General features: G+C 52.2%; 1 rRNA gene. It reads right to left on the bottom strand.

What is annotated here, in order from left to right:
• Positions 1-38: 38 nt before the first annotated feature.
• Positions 39-1,549, bottom strand: a 16S ribosomal RNA gene (locus WMO20_RS14300).
• Between the last annotated feature and the right edge of the window lie 186 nt (positions 1,550-1,735).

Genomic DNA, 1,735 nt, shown 5'->3' on the forward strand with positions numbered 1-1,735 from the left:
GACCATCTTAGATGCTCTGTCATTGCCTGACTCCTTAGAAAGGAGGTGATCCAGCCGCAGGTTCTCCTACGGCTACCTTGTTACGACTTCACCCCAATCACCAGTTTTACCTTCGGCGGCGTCCTCCTTGCGGTTAGACTACCGACTTCGGGTCCCCCCGGCTCTCATGGTGTGACGGGCGGTGTGTACAAGGCCCGGGAACGTATTCACCGCAGCATGCTGATCTGCGATTACTAGCAATTCCGACTTCGTGCAGGCGAGTTGCAGCCTGCAGTCCGAACTGGGACGTTGTTTCTGAGTTTTGCTCCACCTCGCGGTCTTGCTTCTCTTTGTTTAACGCCATTGTAGTACGTGTGTAGCCCAAGTCATAAAGGGCATGATGATTTGACGTCATCCCCACCTTCCTCCGTTTTGTCAACGGCAGTCTGGCCAGAGTCCTCTTGCGTAGTAACTGACCATAAGGGTTGCGCTCGTTGCGGGACTTAACCCAACATCTCACGACACGAGCTGACGACAACCATGCACCACCTGTCTCCTTGCTCCGAAGAGAAATACTGTTTCCAGCATCGTCAAGGGATGTCAAGACTTGGTAAGGTTCTTCGCGTTGCGTCGAATTAAACCACATACTCCACTGCTTGTGCGGGCCCCCGTCAATTCCTTTGAGTTTCAACCTTGCGGTCGTACTCCCCAGGTGGATTACTTATTGTGTTAACTGCGGCACTGAAGGGGTCAATCCTCCAACACCTAGTAATCATCGTTTACAGTGTGGACTACCAGGGTATCTAATCCTGTTTGCTACCCACACTTTCGAGCCTCAGCGTCAGTTGGTGCCCAGTAGGCCGCCTTCGCCACTGGTGTTCCTCCCGATATCTACGCATTCCACCGCTACACCGGGAATTCCGCCTACCTCTGCACTACTCAAGAAAAACAGTTTTGAAAGCAGTTCATGGGTTGAGCCCATGGATTTCACTTCCAACTTGTCTTCCCGCCTGCGCTCCCTTTACACCCAGTAATTCCGGACAACGCTTGTGACCTACGTTTTACCGCGGCTGCTGGCACGTAGTTAGCCGTCACTTCCTTGTTGAGTACCGTCATTATCTTCCTCAACAACAGGAGTTTACAATCCGAAGACCTTCTTCCTCCACGCGGCGTCGCTGCATCAGGGTTTCCCCCATTGTGCAATATTCCCCACTGCTGCCTCCCGTAGGAGTCTGGGCCGTGTCTCAGTCCCAATGTGGCCGTTCAACCTCTCAGTCCGGCTACCGATCGTCGCCTTGGTGGGCCATTACCTCACCAACTAGCTAATCGGACGCGAGGCCATCTCAAAGCGGATTGCTCCTTTTCCCTCTACCCGATGCCGGGTCGTGGGCTTATGCGGTATTAGCAGTCGTTTCCAACTGTTGTCCCCCTCTTTGAGGCAGGTTCCTCACGCGTTACTCACCCGTTCGCCACTCGCTCGAGAAAGCAAGCTCTCTCTCGCTCGTTCGACTTGCATGTGTTAGGCGCGCCGCCAGCGTTCGTCCTGAGCCAGGATCAAACTCTTTATAAATGATATTTATCACTTAAAAGTGTTAAATCTTGTTTCGCTCAGCACGCAATCGCTTGCGTCCTGTGTGAATTACTTTTGTTTGGAATTGTTTACCGTGTTTTTCCAACACGAATATAGGTTCCGTTACAAGTTCTTTCGATATTGTTCAATTTTCAAGGTCCTGTGCGCCGCAGCCTTGCGGCTGAC

It is taken from the genome of Faecalibacterium intestinale (assembly GCF_040096575.1).
Taxonomy (GTDB): domain Bacteria; phylum Bacillota; class Clostridia; order Oscillospirales; family Ruminococcaceae; genus Faecalibacterium; species Faecalibacterium intestinale.